Source organism: Streptomyces sp. NPDC028910 (genome assembly GCF_055564955.1).
The window spans coordinates 12,330-29,246 of sequence record NZ_JBVHVF010000032.1 but is presented as its reverse complement, the minus strand read 5'-3'; the positions used below and the strand labels follow the sequence as shown (position 1 = coordinate 29,246).

General features: G+C 71.8%; 17 protein-coding genes and 1 riboswitch. Of the genes, 6 read left to right on the top strand and 11 right to left on the bottom strand.

What is annotated here, in order from left to right:
* Window positions 1–29: 29 nt before the first annotated feature.
* A complete protein-coding gene (locus ACZ4TV_RS29190) occupies window positions 30–1,457 on the bottom strand; it encodes a family 2B encapsulin nanocompartment shell protein (RefSeq protein WP_468138074.1) in 1,428 nt (475 codons plus the stop codon).
* Window positions 1,458–1,683: 226 nt separating this feature from the next.
* Between ACZ4TV_RS29190 and ACZ4TV_RS29185 the strand changes: the two genes are divergently transcribed.
* The 3 genes from ACZ4TV_RS29185 to ACZ4TV_RS29175 are packed head-to-tail and all read left to right on the top strand — an operon-like array spanning window position 1,684 to window position 3,281.
* Window positions 1,684–2,088: a hypothetical protein gene (locus ACZ4TV_RS29185; protein ID WP_468138073.1), complete on the top strand. Its 405-nt coding sequence runs from the start codon at window positions 1,684–1,686 to the stop codon at window positions 2,086–2,088.
* A gap of 3 nt (window positions 2,089–2,091) precedes the next feature.
* Complete coding sequence (locus ACZ4TV_RS29180; protein WP_468138072.1) at window positions 2,092–2,517, top strand: thiol-disulfide oxidoreductase DCC family protein; 426 nt, start codon at window positions 2,092–2,094, stop codon at window positions 2,515–2,517.
* Window positions 2,518–2,528: 11 nt separating this feature from the next.
* On the top strand, window positions 2,529–3,281 hold the full coding sequence (locus ACZ4TV_RS29175) for a TetR family transcriptional regulator (protein ID WP_468138071.1): 753 nt from the start codon (window positions 2,529–2,531) through the stop codon (window positions 3,279–3,281).
* A 53-nt stretch (window positions 3,282–3,334) separates the two neighbouring features.
* On the opposite strand, the gene ACZ4TV_RS29170 is transcribed toward ACZ4TV_RS29175, so the two are convergent.
* Entirely contained in the window at window positions 3,335–4,741 is a 1,407-nt protein-coding gene (locus tag ACZ4TV_RS29170; protein WP_468138070.1) for a metallophosphoesterase, read from the bottom strand.
* Window positions 4,738–5,028 (bottom strand): SCO4848 family membrane protein, encoded by a 291-nt coding sequence (locus ACZ4TV_RS29165; protein ID WP_468138068.1) that lies wholly within the window; start codon window positions 5,026–5,028, stop codon window positions 4,738–4,740. The genes ACZ4TV_RS29170 and ACZ4TV_RS29165 overlap by 4 nt, the downstream gene beginning before the upstream one ends.
* 121 nt (window positions 5,029–5,149) lie before the next feature.
* Here ACZ4TV_RS29165 and ACZ4TV_RS29160 point away from each other — a divergent pair, with 121 nt between their 5' ends.
* Entirely contained in the window at window positions 5,150–6,394 is a 1,245-nt protein-coding gene (locus ACZ4TV_RS29160; RefSeq protein ID WP_468138067.1) for a D-alanyl-D-alanine carboxypeptidase family protein, read from the top strand.
* Here the strand turns inward: ACZ4TV_RS29160 and ACZ4TV_RS29155 are convergent.
* The 4 genes from ACZ4TV_RS29155 to ACZ4TV_RS29140 form a co-directional block, all read right to left on the bottom strand.
* The gene (locus ACZ4TV_RS29155; RefSeq protein WP_468138066.1) at window positions 6,342–7,325 is read right to left on the bottom strand and encodes a YihY/virulence factor BrkB family protein; all 984 of its coding nucleotides are present in this window, start codon (window positions 7,323–7,325) and stop codon (window positions 6,342–6,344) included. The genes ACZ4TV_RS29160 and ACZ4TV_RS29155 overlap by 53 nt on opposite strands.
* Before the next feature lie 178 nt (window positions 7,326–7,503).
* Window positions 7,504–8,100, bottom strand: coding sequence for a 2'-5' RNA ligase family protein (locus ACZ4TV_RS29150; RefSeq protein WP_468138065.1), 597 nt, complete (start codon window positions 8,098–8,100; stop codon window positions 7,504–7,506).
* Between the two features lie 97 nt (window positions 8,101–8,197).
* Complete coding sequence (gene trpS / locus ACZ4TV_RS29145) at window positions 8,198–9,211, bottom strand: tryptophan--tRNA ligase (protein ID WP_468138064.1); 1,014 nt, start codon at window positions 9,209–9,211, stop codon at window positions 8,198–8,200.
* Window positions 9,212–9,602: 391 nt separating this feature from the next.
* The gene (locus ACZ4TV_RS29140) at window positions 9,603–10,871 is read right to left on the bottom strand and encodes a serine hydroxymethyltransferase (RefSeq protein ID WP_468138063.1); all 1,269 of its coding nucleotides are present in this window, start codon (window positions 10,869–10,871) and stop codon (window positions 9,603–9,605) included.
* Between the two features lie 33 nt (window positions 10,872–10,904).
* A riboswitch (ZMP/ZTP riboswitch) is annotated at window positions 10,905–10,995 on the bottom strand.
* A 119-nt stretch (window positions 10,996–11,114) separates the two neighbouring features.
* Here ACZ4TV_RS29140 and rocD point away from each other — a divergent pair.
* Window positions 11,115–12,320, top strand: a complete 1,206-nt coding sequence (rocD, locus tag ACZ4TV_RS29135; protein ID WP_468138062.1) for an ornithine--oxo-acid transaminase — start codon at window positions 11,115–11,117, stop codon at window positions 12,318–12,320.
* Between the two features lie 104 nt (window positions 12,321–12,424).
* On the opposite strand, the gene ACZ4TV_RS29130 is transcribed toward rocD, so the two are convergent.
* From ACZ4TV_RS29130 to pdxR, 3 genes are all read right to left on the bottom strand, one after another.
* Window positions 12,425–13,627 (bottom strand): glutathionylspermidine synthase family protein, encoded by a 1,203-nt coding sequence (locus tag ACZ4TV_RS29130; protein ID WP_468138061.1) that lies wholly within the window; start codon window positions 13,625–13,627, stop codon window positions 12,425–12,427.
* A gap of 8 nt (window positions 13,628–13,635) precedes the next feature.
* The gene (locus ACZ4TV_RS29125; protein ID WP_468138060.1) at window positions 13,636–13,938 is read right to left on the bottom strand and encodes a hypothetical protein; all 303 of its coding nucleotides are present in this window, start codon (window positions 13,936–13,938) and stop codon (window positions 13,636–13,638) included.
* 150 nt (window positions 13,939–14,088) lie between these two features.
* Window positions 14,089–15,486, bottom strand: a complete 1,398-nt coding sequence (gene pdxR / locus ACZ4TV_RS29120; protein WP_468138059.1) for a MocR-like pyridoxine biosynthesis transcription factor PdxR — start codon at window positions 15,484–15,486, stop codon at window positions 14,089–14,091.
* Between the two features lie 47 nt (window positions 15,487–15,533).
* On the opposite strand from pdxR, the gene ACZ4TV_RS29115 reads away from it, so the two are divergent.
* Window positions 15,534–16,037 (top strand): carboxymuconolactone decarboxylase family protein, encoded by a 504-nt coding sequence (locus ACZ4TV_RS29115; RefSeq protein ID WP_468138058.1) that lies wholly within the window; start codon window positions 15,534–15,536, stop codon window positions 16,035–16,037.
* Between the two features lie 45 nt (window positions 16,038–16,082).
* Here ACZ4TV_RS29115 and ACZ4TV_RS29110 read toward each other — a convergent pair whose 3' ends face one another.
* On the bottom strand, window positions 16,083–16,916 hold the full coding sequence (locus ACZ4TV_RS29110; RefSeq protein WP_468138056.1) for a serine/arginine repetitive matrix protein 2: 834 nt from the start codon (window positions 16,914–16,916) through the stop codon (window positions 16,083–16,085).
* Window position 16,917 lies beyond the last annotated feature (1 nt).

Here is a 16,917-nt window from a genome sequence, read left to right as displayed (position 1 = left end):
GGATGTGACGGGTCAGGGGCGCGAGGCGCTCACGCCCGCGGCCGGACCTCGACGTTTTCGAGGACGCCGATCGCGTCCGGGACCAGCACGGCCGCCGAGTAGTAGGCGGTGACGAGGTAGGAGATGATCGCGCGCTCGTCGATGCCCATGAAGCGGACGTTGAGCCCCGGCTCGATCTCGTCCGGCAGGCCGGTCTGGTACAGCCCGATCACGCCTTCGTTGTCCTCGCCCGTGCGCACCGCGATGATCGAGGAGGTGTGCTGCTCGGTGAGCGGGATCTTCCCGCAGGGCAGGATCGGCACGCCGCGCCAGGCGGGGATGTGGTGGCCGTCGACGTCGACGCTGCTGAGGGCGAGGCCCCGCTTGTTGCACTCCTTGCCGAAGGCGGCGATGGCCTTGGGGTGGGCGAAGAGGTACTGGGTGCCGCGCCGCATGGAGAGCAGGTCGTCGAGGTCGTCGGGGGTCGGCGGGCCGGAGTGGGTCTGGATGCGCTGGTCGTAGTCGGTGTTGTGGAGCAGCCCGAACTCCGGGTTGTTGACGAGCTCGTGCTCCTGCCGCTCCCGCAGCTCCTGGACGGTGAGCCGCAGCTGCTGCTCGGTCTGGTTCATCGGCTGGTTGTAGAGGTCGGCGACGCGGCTGTGCACCTTCAGCACGGTCTGGGCCACGCTCAGCTCGTACTCGCGCGGCTTGAGCTCGTAGTCCGCGTAGGCGCCCGGCAGTACGGCCTCACCGTGGTGGCCGGCGCTCATTTCGATCAGCTTCTCGCCGGACCGGTTGGTCTTGAAGCCGTCGCGGCTGCCGTTCTGGCTCGCGACGTGCGCGCGCAGGTGCTCGTACTGGTCGGCGACCGAGCGGTACGCCGTTTCCGGGAGCGCGAGGATCGTCACCGCCGTCGTCGCGCGGGCGGTGAACTCCCAGGTGGTGCCCCTGGAGCGGGCCAGGGTGTGGCCGCCGAAGGTGTCGCCGTCGCCCATGCGGCCGATGACGTTCTCGTCGCCGTACTTGCCCGGGCAGATCTTCTCGACCTTGCCGTGGGCGATGAGGTAGACGTGGTCGGCCTTCTTTCCGGCGTGCACGATGACCTGGCCGGGCTGGTACTCCTTCTGTACGAACCTCTCGGCCAGCGCGCCGAGCGCGACCGGATCCTCGAAGCCGCGCAGGAGGGGCAGTTCGGTCAGCTCGGCCGGGATGACCTGGACCTTGGAACCGTTCTTGACGAAGGAGACGCGGCCGTCTCCGAGCACGTACGAGAGCCGCCGGTTGACGCGGTAGACGCCGCCGGGCGTGTGTACCCAGGGCAGTTTGCGCAGGAGCCAGCGGGAGCTGATGCCCTGCATCTGCGGTTCGGACTTGGTGGTCGTCGCGAGGTTGCGCGCCGCCGCCGTGCTGAGGCTGTGCTGTTCCTGATGCCGCTGCGCCGTTCCGGTCCGGGTGCCCGGGTCTGTCTCGACCGACATGGCCGCCTCACTTTCGAGTACAGGTAGCAGTTACCAGTAGTTACTCTCCGTGGCTATGTGTAACGCATCGCGGTCGCGGCTGTCTCCGACCGCCCCCACCGGCGGGTGATGCGGTGGGGCCGTTCGGCCCAGTCCGAGAGCCTCGGGAACTTCGCTTGAACTTGTTCAAAAAAGGCCCTACAGTCAGCGGCGTAATCATTTGAACGCGTTCAAGGGGGCTGGGGCTATGGACCTCACCGTGGTCACGTACGTCATCTACCTGCTCATCAGCATCGGGCTCACCGTCTGGGTGGCCCGCACGCTCAGCCGTAACGGCCGTGTCTTCATCGGCGACGTACTCCACGGGAACGAAAAGCTCGCGGACGCCGTCAACCAGCTCCTCGTCGTGGGCTTCTACCTCGTGAACATCGGCTTCGTGACCCTCTTCCTGCGGTCGAGCAAGGAGATCGCCACCCCGCGCGAGCTCTTCGAGGCGCTCTCGGTCAAGCTCGGTGTCGTCCTCCTGGTCCTCGGGGTCATGCACCTCGGAAACGTGTGGGCGCTGAACAAGATGCGCCGCCGGGGAATCATGGAGCGCCAGCAGACTCCGCCCGTCACCCCGCAGGGGTGGACCGCGCCGGCCGGGGCCTGAACCGTGGCAGCCGGGTGGCCGGTCCGGAATCTGACGGTCCTCTACGACGCCAACTGCCCGCTCTGCGTCCACATCCGGCACTGGCTGCTCGCACAGCGCCGGCTGGTCCCGCTCGACCTGGTCCCCGCCGCCTCCCACGAGGCGCGGCGCCGGTTCCCCCGGCTCGACCACGAGTCGACGCTCCGGGAGATCACCGTCGTCGGGGACTCGGGGCAGGTGTGGACCGGGACGGACGCCTTCATCGTGTGCCTGTGGGCGCTGGCCGACCACCGGCCGAAGGCGAACTGGCTGGCCACCGCGGCCGGTCGGCCCTTCGCCCGGGCGACCATGTACACGGCCGCCGCCTGGCGGCAGGCGGTACGCACCGAAGGCCGCCCCGAAGGGGGCGGGGGACCGGCCTGTGACGACCAGTGCTCCGTCCCCCGATAGGCTCGTACACCGTGACTGATCAGAAGGCTCCCAAGAGCGAGCAGACCCGCACGCTCATCCTCGAAACCGCGCTCCGGCTCTTCCAGGAGCGCGGTTTCGACAAGACGACGATGCGGGGTATCGCGAAGGAGGCCGGTGTCTCGGTCGGCAACGCCTACTACTACTTCGAGTCGAAGGAACACCTGGTCCAGGGGTTCTACGACCGGATCGGCGCCGCCCACCAGGCGGCGGTCCGGCCCATCCTGGACAGCGAGACCGATCTGCAGAAGCGGCTCGCGGGCGTGCTGACGAGCTGGATGGACATCGCGGCCCCGTACCACGAGTTCGCCTCGCAGTTCTTCAAGAACGCGGCGGACCCCGAGAGTCCGCTCAGCCCGTTCTCGCCGGAATCGGAACCGGCCCGACAGGCCGCGATCGACATCCACCGCGAGGTGCTGGCGGGCGCGAAGACCAAGGTGCCGGCCGAGCTGGCCGACGTGCTGCCGGAGCTGATGTGGCTCTCGCAGATGGGCCTGGTCCTGTACTGGGTCTTCGACCGCTCCCCGAACAGCGAGAAGACGCGGCGGCTCGCCGAGCGCGGCGCGCAGCTGACGACGCGGGGCATCGTGCTGGCCCGGTTCCGGGTGCTGCGGCCGCTGGTGCGTGAAGTGCACGAACTGTTCGCGGACTTCCTGCCGGGCATGGCCCAGACGGCGACCGCGGGGGCCCGGCGCAGGGCGTCGGACCCGGACCCGGAGCCGGACCCGGGCCCGGACCCCGCGTAGCCGCCCGGCAACACCCTCCGCAGGCGCGCCAGTCGATACCGGGCCGGGGGCGGTCAGGCCTGGTACGAGGCGAGTTCGACGACCGTGATGTCGGACGGCGCCCCCACCCGGACCGGGGGCCCCCAGGCACCGGCCCCGCGGGACACGTAGAGCTGCGTGTCGCCGTAGCGCTCCAGGCCGGCGACGGTCGGGTTCGCGAGCTCGGCGAGGTAGTTGCCGGGCCACAGCTGCCCGCCGTGGGTGTGCCCGGAGAGCTGGAGGTCGACGCCGTGGCGGACGGCGTCGTGGATGACGACGGGCTGGTGGGCGAGGAGTACGGCGGCCCGCGTCCGGTCGCGGTCACCGAGGGCCGCCTGGAAGTCCGGGCCGCTCCCCTCCTTCTCGCCCTGGATGTCGTTGACGCCGGCCAGGTCGAAGTACGGCAGGGCGCGGCGGGCGTTCTCCAGGGGCGTCAGGCCCAGTTCGCGGACGTGGTCGATCCACTGCTGGGCGCCGGAGAAGTACTCGTGGTTTCCGGTGACGAAGTACGCGCCGTGGCGGGCGCTGAGCCCGCGCAGCGGCTCCGCGGCGGGCCCGAGGTCCGGGACGCTGCCGTCGACGAGGTCGCCGACGATGGCGATGAGGTCGGGCTGGGTGCGGTTGACGGTGTCGACGATGCGCTGGCTGTGGGCGCGGCCGAGCACGGGGCCGAGGTGGACGTCGCTGACGACGGCGATCCGGAAGCCGTGCGCCGCGCGCGGCAGTTTGGCCAGGGGAACCTGGACCCGCCGGACGCTGGGCCCGCGCAGGACCCCGTACGCCCCGGTCCCCACGGTGCCGACGGCCACGGCGGCGGCCGCCCCGCCGACCGCGCGCGCGACGAAAGTGCGGCGGGTCAGCCCGTCGCCCGCGGCGGGCCGGGCGGTGGCTGCGGCCGGCTCGTCGGGAGAGCCGTGCCCCTGCGGGCCGGTGGCTTCGCCCGCGGCGCGCTCCGCGAGGGGGCCGAAGCCCTGAGGGCCCGGGCCCGGCGCGCTGCCTGCGGCGAGGGCCGCGCTGGGCTCCGCCGCGGCGCCCGCGGGCGCCGGGCCGGGCTCGGAGAAGGAGGCCCGGGAGACGGACCGCGGCCCGGGACGCCCGCCTACCGCCTCCGAGGGGGCCCGATCGGCCAGACGGCGGAGCAACAGCGCGCGGATCGGTTCCGCGACCAGCATCGTCAGGGTCAGGTACAGGAGCACCGCGAGCCAGAGGTACCCCGGCCACGCCACCGTCTGCTGGAGCCAGAAGGGGACGCCGGCGCGGCCCGTGGTCAGGGCGGCCACAGAGAGGAGCGGCAGGGCGATGATCAAGGCCGTGCCGGTGCGGCGGGGCAGGCCGCCGGGGGCCGTGGTGTCGCGGACCAGGCGGATCCAGAGCCAGCGGTGGACCAGGACCAGCAGGGCGAAGACCGCCAGCGCGACCAGCGCGAAGATCACGATCTTCATGCCGAGGTGTCCGCGTCCGTGCCCGCGCCCCTGCCCGTACCCGTGTGGGAGGCGCGCCGCAGGGCCAGGACCCCGCGCAACCCGATCACGCCGACGACCGTCCCCAGAAGCAAGGACGTCACCGCGAGCGTCAGGTGCACCCAGAAGTACGCCGTGGGGTCGCCCGCCGCATCGAAGGCCAGGCCACTGCCGTTCTTCCACAGGTTCCGGACGAAAGACACCCAGATGACCCAGCTCCACACTCCGAAGGCGAGCAGGAACCAGGAGGCGGTACGGCTCAGTTTCATGCCCTCAGTATCGGATTCTTCCCCAGGACGGACGCGCCGGGGTGGGCTGTCCCGGGGGTGGTTGCCGCGAATGGGCCGGTCCGCGACGCCGATCAGCTCATCGGGATGTACTTTCACCTGCGTGTCTGCCAATACGACCGCACTGACGGTCCTTTCCGCCGTGTTGCTGGTCCCCGCCATGCTGGTGGCCCCCGCACATGCCGCGCCGACCCCGCCGGCCGACGGAAAGGGCGGTCCGGCGAAGGTCCCGGCGGCGCCCGCACCGCCCGTCTCGATGTCCACGGTCGGCGGATCCCGGCTCGGCCAGCCGGGTACCCAGGTGAACTTGCTGCCCGGCGCGCCCGTCCTGCCGGCGAACCTCACCGGGCGGTCGTGGATCGTGGCGGACGCCGAGTCCGGCGAGGTCCTGGCGGCGCACAACGCGCACTGGCGGCTCCCCCCGGCCTCCACCATGAAGATGCTCTTCGCGGACACCGTGCTGCCCAGCCTCCCCAAGGACCGGGTCCACAAGGTCACCGACGAGGACATGGAGGGCGTGGGCCCGGGCAGCAGCCTGGTCGGGGTCAAGGAGGACCTCGAGTACAGCGTCCACGACCTGTGGCTCGGGGTGTTCCTGCGGTCGGGGAACGACGCGGTGCACGTGCTCTCCGCCATGAACGGCGGCGTCGAGAAGACCGTCAGGGACATGCAGGCGCACGCCGAGGAGCTCCAGGCGCTGGACACCCACGTCGTGTCCCCCGACGGGTACGACGCCCCGGACCAGGTGTCGAGCGCGTACGACCTCACGCTCATCGCCCGCTCCGGACTGCAGAAGCAGGACTTCCGCGAGTACTGCGGCACGGCCGAGGCGAAGTTCCCCGGCAGGCAGGAGCCGGGCAAGCCGCGCGACTACTTCGAGATCCAGAACACCAACCGGCTGATGACGGGCGCCGGCGGCATCTCCCCCTACAAGGGCATCGCCGGGGTGAAGAACGGCAGCACCACCATGGCCGGGTCCACCTTCACCGGCGCCGCCCAGAAGGGTTCCAAGAAGCTGCTGGTCACCGTGATGAACCCGGGCGCGGGCGGCGCGAACTCGGTCTACGAGGAGACCGCCGCGCTCTTCGACTGGGGTTTCGCCGCGTCCGGGAAGGTCAAGCCGGTGGGCGAGCTGGTGCCGCCGAAGAGCGCGGACACCTCCCCGCACGGCTCACCGGCCCAGTCGCACGAGAACAACCCGGCCGCGGCCGGTGCGGGCCCGGCCGGGGGCATGGGCACCGCGCTCGGCGTCGCGGGCGGCGCGCTGGCCGTGCTGGCGGTCGGCGCCTTCGTGGTCAACCGCCGCTGGCCGCGCGGCCGCCGGAGCCGGGGCGAGGACCTCGTGTAGGTCCTGCCCGGCCCGCCGGGGAATCCTCGGCTGCGCCGCCGTCGCGCTCGCCGCCGCTGTCGCGCTCGCCGCCGCCGTCCTCGTCGCCTTCCGTCGCCGTCCAGGCCGCGACGAACAGCAGCAGCTTCGCCGTGAAGTTGATCCAGAGCAGCAGGGCGATCGGCACGCCGAAGGCCCCGTACATGCTCTTCGCGGCGACCTCCCGCATATAGCCGCTGAGCAGCAGCTTCAGCAGCTCGAAGCCCGCCGCGCCGATGAGGGCCGCCTGGAGCAGGCGGCCGCGCGACGGTTCGACGCCGGGGAGCAGCGTCAGGACGTAGAGCAGCAGCAGGAAGGCGGCCACGACGCCGACGAGGAAGGCGAGGGCGCGCAGCAGGGCACCGCCCGCGCCCTCCTGCGGGATGCCCAGCCACTCCGCGGACTTCCCGACCGCGCTGGCTCCGAAGATCGAGGCCGCGGCGGAGGCCAGACCCGCTCCGCCGAGGCCGAGGAGGACGAGCCCGTCCTTGCCCTTGCGGACGAACGGGTTCCCCTCGTCCTCGTCGTCCTTCTCCCACACCGCGCGCAGGCAGTCCCGCATCGAGCCCACCCACCCGATGCCGGTGAAGAGCAGGAGTGCGCCGGCGACCAGACCGACCGTGCCCGCGTTCGCGACGAGCCCGTCGATGTCGAGCTGGTCCGAGATGCCCGGGACCTGCTCGGAGAGGCTCTTCTGCAGCCGGTCCAGCTGCTCCTCGCTGAGCAGCGCCGCGCCCACCGCGGCGGCGACGGTGATCAGCGGAAAGAGTGCGAGGAAGCTGATGAAGGTGATCGCCGCGGCGAGCCGGGTCCAGTGCACGCGGTCGAGGCGCTCGTACGAGTGCCAGGCGTGCGTCCGCATGAGACGGGCGGCCGGCGGACCGATCACGGGGAGTTTCGTCAGCCAGTCCATGGGGTCACCGTAATTGAGTCGCCGGAAATAGCCGGGATTGTCGCTTTCGGGGACTACGGTCGTCGATTGTGACTTTTCGCGAAGTGCGCCCGACGGGTCGCCCGTTCCACACCCTGGTCCTGCGAAGGCTCAGCTATCGCGCCCGGCTCACCGCCCGGCTGACCCTGCGCCCGCTCCGTCAGCGGGGTCGTGCGCTCGCCCCGGCCGCATCGTCGGCGGCTGAACCCAGCTGCGCCGGGACGCCGGTCGGTCCGGTCCCGAAGGGGTACTCGCGCAGCTTGCGCCAGACCCCGTCCGAGCCCTGCTCGTAGAGCGCGAAGCCCTCGCAGACCCACTCGGCGGCGTACTCGGCGAGGGCCGTGAAGGCCAGGTCCATCGCCTCCTCGGAGATCCCGTGGGCGACCGTGACGTGGGGGTGGTACGGGAAGGCCAGCTCGCGGCTGAGCGGTCCGTGCGGATTGCGGACCTCGCCCTGGAGGCGGGTGCAGCCCGCGGCGCCCTCGACGACCCGGACGAAGACGACCGGCGAGAGGGGGCGGAAGGTTCCCGTCCCGCCCAGCCGCATCTGGAAGGCGCGGAAGGCGGCCGCGACCTCGGCCAGGTGGGCCCGGATCGCCGGGAGCCGGTCCGCCTCCACCTCGGTGGGCGGTACGAGGGTGACATGCGTGGGGATGCCGTGCGCGGCGGCGTCCCCGAAGCCCGCGCGCAGCTCCTGGAGCTGGCTGCCGTACGGCTCCGGGACCGCGATCGAAACGCCGAGCGTTACGGTCCCCACGTATCTCTCCTCCGCTTGTCTCTGTGGACTGCTGCCGCCCCAGTGTGGCGGCAGCACCCCCGTTCTTGCCAGAGCCCTCTGTCCGTAGTTGCGTTCGTCAGTGCTTGGCGGGCAGCAGACCGAGGTGGTCGTAGGCCTGCGCGAGCGTCTCCGCGGCGACCGCGCGGGCCTTCTCCGCGCCCTTGGCCAGGATGGAGTCCAGCGTCTCCGGGTCGTCCAGGTATTCCTGGGTGCGCTGCTTGAACGGTGTGACGAAATCGACCATCACTCCGGCCAGGTCGGTCTTCAGCGCGCCGTAGCCCTTGCCCTCGTACCGCGCTTCCAGGGCGGGGATGGTTTCGCCCGTGAGGGTGGAGTAGATCGTGAGGAGGTTGCTGACGCCGGGCTTCTTCTCGACGTCGAAACGGATCTCGGCCTCGGTGTCGGTGACCGCGCTCTTGATCTTCTTCTCGGTGACCTTGGGCTCGTCGAGGAGGTTGATCAGGCCCTTGGGGGACGACGCGGACTTCGACATCTTGATCGCCGGGTCCTGGAGGTCGTAGATCTTCGCGACCTCCTTGACGATGTGCGCGGCGGGGAGGGTGAAGGTCTGCCCGAAGCGCTGGTTGAAACGCTCGGCCAGGTCGCGGGTCAGCTCGATGTGCTGGCGCTGGTCCTCGCCGACGGGGACCGAGTTCGCCTGGTAGAGCAGGATGTCGGCGACCTGCAGGATCGGGTACGTGAACAGGCCCACGGTGGCGTTGTTGACGCCGCCCTTGGCGGACTTGTCCTTGAACTGGGTCATCCGGCTGGCCTCGCCGAAACCGGTGATGCAGTTCATGACCCAGCCGAGCTGTGCGTGCTCGGGCACGTGGCTCTGGACGAAGAGCGTGCAGCGCTCGGGGTCCAGGCCGGCGGCGAGCAGCTGCGCGGCGGAGAGGCGGGTGTTCGCGCGCAGATCCTTCGGATCCTGCGGCATGGTGATCGCGTGCAGGTCGACGACCATGTAGAAGGCGTCGTGCGTCTCCTGCAGGGCGACGTACTGGCGAATGGCTCCGAGGTAGTTCCCGAGGTGGAACGAACCGGAGGTGGGCTGGATGCCGGAGAGCGCGCGAGGACGATCAGAAGCCATGGCCTCATTCTCTCAGGTGCGGGGGCGGGCTCGGGCCCGCCGCTGGCCGGAACCTTCCGGCTCCCGCCGGGCCCGGCCCGCACCGGGCCCGGGTACCCGACGGTAGAGGCAAGTCCGGATCTAGCCCCGGCCGAGCGACCGCTTTCCGCACAATCCAGCCTCGCCGGCGATTGAGCCGCGGGGTCCGGGGCGGAGCCCCGGTCTTTCACCCTCGCCGGCACAACCCAGCCCCGCCGGCGTTTGAGGCGCGGGGTCCGGGGCGAAGCCCCGGTCTTTCAGCCTCGCCGGCGTTTGAGGCGCGGGGTTCGGGGCGGAACCCCGCTCTTTTCAGCCTCGCCGGCGTTTGAGGCGCGGGGTCTGGGGCGGAGCCCCGGGAAGGCGGGCCGCAGGCTTACGACAGCGGGAGGCCCGGGGCCGGGAAGGCGGCCATGAGATCGGCCACCTCCGCGCGCACAGCGGCCAGCCCCCGCTCGTCCCCCTTCGCCGCGGCGTCCACGCCACGGTCGATCCAGTCGGCGACCTGCGCCATGTGGTCGACCCCCAGCCCCCGCGACGTCAGCGACGGCGTACCGATCCGCACCCCGGAGGGATCGAACGGCTTGCGCGGGTCGAACGGCACCGTGTTGTAGTTCACCACGATCCCCGCCCGGTCCAGGGCCTTGGCCGCGACCTTGCCCGGCACGTCCTTGCCCGTCAGGTCGATCAGGATCAGGTGGTTGTCCGTACCGCCGGAGACCAGGTCGAAGCCCCGCTCCAGCAGCGCCGCGGCCAGCGCCTTCGCATTGGCGACGACCGCGTGGGCGTACGAGACGAAGGACGGCTGCGCCGCCTCGTGCAGCGCCACCGCGATACCGGCCGTCGTCTGGTTGTGCGGGCCGCCCTGGAGCCCCGGGAAGACCGCCTTGTCGATCGCCTTCGCGTGCTCCTCCCGGCACATCAGCATCGCGCCCCGCGGCCCGCGCAGCGTCTTGTGCGTCGTGGTGGAGATGACGTCCACGTGCCCCGCCGGGGACGGGTGCGCACCGCCCGCGATCAGCCCCGCGATGTGCGCCACGTCCGCGACCAGGATCGAGCCCGCCTCCCGCGCGATCTCCGCGAAGGCGGCGAAGTCGATGGTCCGCGGCAGGGCGGTGCCGCCGCAGAAGATCAGCTTGGGCCGCTCGGCGAGGGCCAGCTCGCGCACCGCGTCGTAGTCGATCAGCCCCGTCTCGGCGCGGACGCCGTACTGCACGCCGCGGAACCACGAGCCCGTCGCCGAGACGCCCCAGCCGTGCGTCAGGTGCCCGCCCATCGGCAGGGCCATGCCCATCACCGTGTCGCCCGGCTTCGCGAAGGCCAGGTACACGGCCAGGTTCGCCGGGGACCCGGAGTACGGCTGGACGTTCGCGTGGTCGACGCCGAACAGGCCCTTCGCCCGCTCGACCGCCAGGGCCTCGACCCGGTCGATGTTCTGCTGGCCCTCGTAGTAGCGGCGGCCGGGGTAGCCCTCGCTGTACTTGTTCTGCAGCACGGTGCCGGAGGCTTCGAGCACGGCCGCGGACACGTAGTTCTCGCTGGGGATCAGGCGCAGGGTCTGTGCCTGGAGTACTTCTTCCGCCGCGACGAAGGACGCCAGTTCGGGGTCGGTCGCGGAAAGGGCGGGATGGCGGCTCGCGGACATGGCGGCTCCTCCGGGGTCGATGTGATCGGTACCCCGCGAGGCCCAGGCGAGCGGCCCTGTATGCGGTCGAGCGCGCACGACTCCCCCGGAGTCGGTTCTCCGTACGCCAGTCGCCGTGCGTACCGTTCACCTTAGCGGGCGCGCCGTGGGGAAGGTTTCTGCGTCCGGGATACGAGCGACGATAAGAAGGTGACGCCACCCTCGTCACCGTTTCACCCGGCAAGACGGACGATCGGAGACCCCGTGTCGACAACTGCTGATGCCATCCGCTCCGCAGAGGCGCACAGCGCGCACAACTACCACCCGCTGCCCGTGGTCGTCGCATCCGCCGAAGGCGCGTGGATGACCGACGTGGAGGGTCGCAGGTATCTCGACATGCTCGCCGGGTACTCGGCCCTCAACTTCGGGCACGGCAACCGCCGCCTGATCGACGCCGCCCGCGCCCAGCTGGAGCGCGTCACGCTCACCTCGCGCGCCTTCCACCACGACCGTTTCGCCGACTTCTGCGCCGAGCTCGCCGCGCTCTGCGGCAAGGAGATGGTGCTGCCCATGAACACGGGCGCGGAGGCCGTGGAGACGGCGGTGAAGACCGCCCGCAAGTGGGGCTACGAGGTCAAGGGCGTCCCGGACGGGCACGCCAAGATCGTGGTCGCCGCCGACAACTTCCACGGGCGGACCACGACCATCGTCTCCTTCTCGACGGACCACGAGGCCCGCGACCACTTCGGTCCGTACACGCCGGGCTTCGAGATCGTTCCGTACGGGGACCTCACCGCGCTCGGCCACGCCGTCACCGAGAACACCGTGGCCGTGCTGCTGGAGCCGATCCAGGGCGAGGCGGGGGTGCTGGTGCCGCCCGCCGGGTACCTGAGCGGCGTACGGAAACTGACCCGCGAGCGCAACGTCCTCTTCATGGCGGACGAGATCCAGTCGGGTCTGGGCCGGACCGGCAGGACCTTCGCGTGCGAGCACGAGGGCGTCGTCCCGGACGTCTACGTCCTCGGCAAGGCGCTCGGCGGCGGTGTCGTCCCGGTCTCGGCGGTGGTCGCCGACCGTGACGTGCTCGGGGTGTTCGGCCCCGGCGAGCACGGTTCCACCTTCGGCGGCAACCCGCTGGCCTGCGCGGTGGCCCTGGAGGTCATCGCGATGCTGCGCACGGGCGAGTACCAGCAGCGCGCCACGGAGCTCGGCGACCACCTGCACCGGGAGCTGAACCTCCTGGTCGGCGGTGGCGCGGTGACCGCCGTACGGGGGCGGGGGCTCTGGGCGGGCGTGGACATCGACCCGGCCCGCGGGACGGGCCGGGAGATCTCCGAGAAGCTGATGGAGCTCGGTGTGCTGGTGAAGGACACCCACGGTTCGACGATCCGCATCGCGCCGCCGCTGGTGATCAGCAAGGAGGACCTGGACTGGGGGCTGGAGCAGCTCCGGTCGGTGCTGGCCGCGTAGCCCGCGTAGCCCGCGCAGATCTCGTAGCCCGCGCGGTCACGTGGTTCGCACGGTCACGCGGTTCGCACGGTCACGCGGTTCGCACGGTCACGCGGTTCGCACGGCTACAGGATGACGTGGGGCAGGAAACGGGCGTACTCGTCCGTGACCGGCCCCGCCGATTCGCGGATGCCGAGCCCCGCCGCCTCGTCCTCGACGACCCACGCGCCGAGCACCACCCGGTTGCCGTCGAAGTCGGGCAGCGGGGCCAGGCCCTGGAAGCAGTACCGCTCCCCCGCCTCCGGTACGAACGGCTCGCCGCCCTCGCCCGTCGCGTGCAGGGTGACGCCCGCGCCCTCGCGGCCGAGCAGGGGCTTGGCCACGTAGCCGGCGGAACCGGGCTCCGCCAGTTCGCGCGGGCCGTCGAGGTAGGCGGGCAGCAGGTTCGGGTGCTCCGGGAAGAGCTCCCACAGGATCGCGAGCAGCGCCTTGTTGGAGAGCAGCATCTTCCACAGCGGCTCGATCCAGCAGGTGGTGCCGGAGCCGCCGCCGTGGTCGTACGTGCCGAGGACCTGCGGGGCGAACTCGTCCGTGGCCAGCCACTCCCACGGGTAGAGCTTGAAGCAGCTGCGGATGAAGCGGAGCTTCTCGTCCACGAACCGGCCGGACAGGCTGTCCCAGCCGATCTGCTCGACGGAGAGGGCCTGGGTGTCCAGGCCGGCCTGTTCGGCGGTCTCCTGGAGGTAGGCGACCGTCATCAGGTCCTCGCCGAGCTCGTCGGTCTCGGAGTGTGCGAAGTGCAGCGGGCCGGGCGGCAGCAGCTCGGCCTGGCGGCGCCAGGCGTCGACGAGGCGCTCGTGGAGGGAGTTCCACTGGTCGGCGCCGGGGAACCGTTCCTCCATCCAGAACCACTGCGGGCTGGCCGCCTCCACGAGGGAGGTGGGGGTGTCGGCGTTGTACTCCAGCATCTTGGCCGGGCTGCCGGTGCCGTCGTAGCGCAGGTCGAAACGGCCGTAGAGGGAGGGCTGTTCGGCGCGGCGGCGCCAGGACTCGGCGATCAGCGCGGCGAGCTTGGGGTCGGTGATGCCGAGGTCGGCGAAGCGGTCCTGCTCGACGATGTGCGCGGCCGCGGCCAGGCACATGGCGTGCAGCTCCTCGACGACGTTCTCCAGCGCCTCGACCTCGGGGAGGGAGAAGGAGTAGTACGCGCTCTCGTCCCAGTAGGGGCGCAGGGAGCCGTCGGGGTAGCGGGTGAGGGGGTAGATCAGGCCCTGTTCCTCGACGGTCTTCTGCCAGCCGGGGCGGGGCTCGATGGTGTGCCGCTTCATGGGTGCGCTCAGCCGCCGCTGGAGCCGGAGCTGGTGTGGCCGCCGATGCCGCCGCGGGTGACGGCGGACTTGTCGAAACTGCCGCCGGTGACCTTGCCGTTCTTGACGGCGCCGCCGTAGTAGTAGGCGCCGGTGCCGCCGGTCTTGCACTCCTTGCTGTTCAGGTGGTCCAGCGTGGAGCGGGACGCGCAACGCCGGTCCGGCTCGTCGCTGCTGCCGCAGGCCACGAGGGTGGCCGCCAGCAGGCCCATGCCGCCGAGGGCGACGGCTCCGGAGCGCATGCGGCGCTGATTGGTGCTGCTGCTGTCCATGTCTGCTGCTCCCCCTGGGGCCTGGCGTGCTCCCGACAGACTAGAGGTGTGTCCACGGCCGATGGAATCCGGCCGCCGTGAGATCCGTGACCTGGAGTCAGTTCGCACGCCTTCGGGCGATTTGTTCAGGGCCTCGGCTGCCGCGCCGGGTCATGCGGGAAGAGCCGCCGACAGGGCCGCGAGGGTCGGGGTCCACGCGCTGTCCGACGGGGTGCCGTAGCCGACGACCAGCGCGTCCCGCGGTGGCAGTTCGGCCTCCGGGTGGCGGAAGCCGGTCAGGCCGTGCAGGGCCAGTTCCTGCCAGGCCGCGGACTGGAGCACCGCGCGCTCCGTCCCCGCCGGGAGGTCCAGCACCGCGTGCAGGCCCGCCGCGATCCCCGAGACGGCCACCCGGTCGCTCACGGCCGCGACGAGTTCGTCCCGCCGCCGCCGGTACCGCAGCCGCATCCCGCGCACGTGCCGGTCGTACGCCCCGGAGGTGATGAACTCCGCCAGCGTGAGCTGCTCCAGCGTGCTGGAGGCCCAGTCCGTGGGGCCCTTGACGGCCAGGACGTCCCCCAGCAGATCCGGCGGGACCACCATCCAGCCCAGCCGCAGCCCCGGCGCCAGGGACTTGCTGGCCGTGCCGAGGTACACCACCCGGTCGGGGTCCAGACCCTGCAGCGCCCCCACCGGCTGGCGGTCGTAGCGGAACTCGCCGTCGTAGTCGTCCTCGAGGATCAACCCGCCGGTGGTCCGCGCCCAGTCGACCGCCGCCGTCCGGCGGGCCGGGGTCAGGACGACGCCCGTCGGGAACTGGTGAGCGGGGGTCAGGAGCACCGCGCCCGACGCCGCGGTCAGCTGCCCCGTACGGGCCCCCTGCCCGTCCACCCCCAGCGGCCGCGTCCGCAGCCCGGCCCGCACCAGCAGGTCCCGGTGGACGTCCAGGCCGTACCCCTCCACCGCCACCTCCCGCACCCGTCTCGCCCGCAGCACCCCCGCCAGCAGCGTCAGCCCGTGCAGGAAGCCGGCGCACAGCACGATCCGCTCCGGGTCCGCGTACACCCCGCGCGCCCGTGCCAGGTAGCCGGCCAGCGCCTGCCGCAGCTCGACGCGGCCGTGCCCGTCCCTCCCGTACCCGAAGGCCTCGTTGGGCGCGGCGGTCAGCGCCCGCCGGGCCGCCGACAGCCAGGCCGCGCGCGGGAAGCCGCCGAGGTCCGGGGAGCCGGGCACCAGGCTGTACGAGGGCCCCTGGCGCGCGGGACGCCGTACGGGGGCGGCCGCCGCGGCCCGGCGCGGGCGCGCCCGTTCGGCGACGCGGGTGCCGGAGCCCTGGCGGGCGGTCAGCCAGCCCTCGGCGACGAGTTCGGCGTACGCCTCCGCGACCGTGTTCCGCGCGATGCCCAGGTCGGCGGCGAGGCTGCGGGAGGACGGCAGCCGGGTCCCGGCCGGCAGCCGCCCGCTGCGCGCGGCCTCGCGCAGCGCCTCGGTGAGCCCGGCCCGAAGACCGCGCCCGGCGGACAGGTCCAGATGCAGGTCGACGCCGAAAGTGGCCCATGATTCCGTCATGGATGTGGACCATATCGCTGGGCCGCTTGCCTCCTAGGGTGGATCACATGACGACGACGAACGAAACGCGGGCACTCGCCCCCGAACAGCCCTCCCGCATGCAGTGGCACCAGCTGGCCCCCGAGGTCTACAAGGCCATGGTCAGCCTGGAGATCGCGGCCCGGAAGGGCCTCGACCCGGTGCTGGTCGAGCTGGTCAAGATCCGCGCCTCGCAGATCAACCGCTGTGCCTTCTGCCTGGACATGCACACCAAGGACGCGCTCGCGGCGGGCGAGAGCGTCGAGCGGATCGTGCAGCTGGGCGCCTGGGAGGAGTCGCGGCACTTCTACACGGAGAGGGAGCTGGCGGCGATCGAACTGACCGAGGCCGTCACCGTCCTGACGGACGGTTTCGTGTCCGACGAGGTCTACGAGCGGGCCGCCGAGCACTTCGAGCCGGCCGAACTGGCCCAGCTGATCGCCGTGATCTCGACGATCAACGCGTGGAACCGGTTCGGCGTCACCACCCGCGCCGTACCGGGGCACTACACGCCGGGCATGTTCAAGCACTGAACCGCCAAGCACTGAACCGCCAAGCGCTGAGCCGCCGGACACGCCCTAGCTTCCGGGGCGGAATTCCCGGAGGGCGGCGGCCAGGTTCTTCTCGGTGCTGGGCCATTCGGCTGCCGGGCCGGCCACCAGGACGGCCCACTTGTTGCCGTCCTGGGCGTACAGGACCCGCTCGACGCCGCGTCGGCGGCCCTTCGACTCGGCGCTGTCGTACTCGTAGACCAGCTCGCAGGCTCCGGAGCCACCGGGTACCGCGCCGACGCGGATCTCGGTGTAGTTGGTGGTGCGCGCCCGCAGGTCCTTGGAGGCGCCCTGTACCGCGTCGAGAGGGCTGAGCTCCGGCTCGACGACCTTGAAGACCTGGAGCAGCGCGGTGCGGTCCGGGGATCGGTAGAACACGCCGGCGCCGGTCTGCTCCCGGTCCCAGCCCTCGGGAACGGCGATCGTGAAGCCCTCGGGGTCGGTGACGGTCTCGTGGCCGCCGGACGCGCTCGGGCTCGGGCTCGCGCTGGGGCTGCCGCTGCGGTTGCGGCTCGGTGATGGCGAGGCGGACTCGGAGTCCGTCGGCGACGCCGATGACGTGGGGCCGGGGGGCGGTACCGGACCGGCCCGGTCGTCGTCCCGCTGTACGAACCACACCGCCGCCGCGCCCAGGGCGACGGCCGCCACCGCCACCCCTGCCGTCAGCGGGGTCAGCCGGTGCCGCCCCGGCGGACCCGGCGGCCCGGGCGGCACCGGCGGCGGCCCGGGCGGCATAGGCGGGACCGGTGCCGGCCCGGGAGCCGGCACCGGTTGCGGGCCCGGCTCCGCCGCCGGGGCCTGCGGGTCCCACTCCCAGCGCTGCGACCGCGGGTCCCAGCGGGGTGCGCCGGACGGAGCCACG

Excerpts from the sequence above, each read along its gene's own strand:
- ACZ4TV_RS29125 (WP_468138060.1), bottom strand. The coding sequence starts at position 13,938 with ATGGACAGCAGCAGCACCAATCAGCGCCGCATGCGCTCCGGAGCCGTC.
- ACZ4TV_RS29165 (WP_468138068.1), bottom strand. The coding sequence starts at position 5,028 with ATGAAACTGAGCCGTACCGCCTCCTGGTTCCTGCTCGCCTTCGGAGTG.
- ACZ4TV_RS29155 (WP_468138066.1), bottom strand. The coding sequence starts at position 7,325 with ATGGACTGGCTGACGAAACTCCCCGTGATCGGTCCGCCGGCCGCCCGT.
- ACZ4TV_RS29140 (WP_468138063.1), bottom strand. The coding sequence starts at position 10,871 with ATGTCCGCGAGCCGCCATCCCGCCCTTTCCGCGACCGACCCCGAACTG.
- ACZ4TV_RS29185 (WP_468138073.1), top strand. The coding sequence starts at position 1,684 with ATGGACCTCACCGTGGTCACGTACGTCATCTACCTGCTCATCAGCATC.
- ACZ4TV_RS29170 (WP_468138070.1), bottom strand. The coding sequence starts at position 4,741 with ATGAAGATCGTGATCTTCGCGCTGGTCGCGCTGGCGGTCTTCGCCCTG.
- pdxR (WP_468138059.1), bottom strand. The coding sequence starts at position 15,486 with ATGACGGAATCATGGGCCACTTTCGGCGTCGACCTGCATCTGGACCTG.
- ACZ4TV_RS29115 (WP_468138058.1), top strand. The coding sequence starts at position 15,534 with ATGACGACGACGAACGAAACGCGGGCACTCGCCCCCGAACAGCCCTCC.
- ACZ4TV_RS29190 (WP_468138074.1), bottom strand. The coding sequence starts at position 1,457 with ATGTCGGTCGAGACAGACCCGGGCACCCGGACCGGAACGGCGCAGCGG.
- trpS (WP_468138064.1), bottom strand. The coding sequence starts at position 9,211 with ATGGCTTCTGATCGTCCTCGCGCGCTCTCCGGCATCCAGCCCACCTCC.
- ACZ4TV_RS29130 (WP_468138061.1), bottom strand. The coding sequence starts at position 13,627 with ATGAAGCGGCACACCATCGAGCCCCGCCCCGGCTGGCAGAAGACCGTC.